The sequence below is a fragment of the Streptomyces sp. BE303 genome, assembly GCF_036290945.1.
Taxonomy (GTDB): Bacteria; Actinomycetota; Actinomycetes; order Streptomycetales; family Streptomycetaceae; genus Kitasatospora.
Map to the genome: position 1 here is coordinate 1 of NZ_JAQYWZ010000524.1, position 398 is coordinate 398.

Sequence of the window (398 nt, forward strand, 5' to 3'; positions counted from 1 at the left end):
CCTGCGCCGGCGGCAGATCCCGGCCCGCATCGCCCGCCGCGGCATCGAGTCCTCCCAGCGCCTCGGCCGGCACCGCTGGGTGATCGAGCGCACCGTCGCCTGGCTCGGCGGCTTCCGCCGACTCCACCGCCGCTACGAACGGAAGGCCGACCACTTTGCAGCCTTCGCCAGCATCGCAGCCGCCCTCATCTGCCACCGCCGACTCTCCAAATGAGATGACTTCTAAGTGGGCGTTTCATCCGTCAGCGGGCTGATTGGTCCTGATTCTTGGGATGAGGAGCGGACCCGGCTGCCGTGACTCCGGAGGCTTGGTGGGGCGGAAGTGTCACCAGCGTGCAGATGTCCGCCGGAACTGCGCGGTTCCTCCTGCCTCGTCCCGGGAAGCCGGATCAAGGCGC

General features: G+C 68.6%; 1 protein-coding gene. It reads left to right on the forward strand.

Annotated features, from left to right (window positions below; genetic code table 11):
- Positions 1–214: transposase (locus tag PUR56_RS10920; RefSeq protein WP_329948734.1), on the forward strand; the 214-nt coding region annotated here is incomplete at its 5' end.
- Positions 215–398 lie beyond the last annotated feature (184 nt).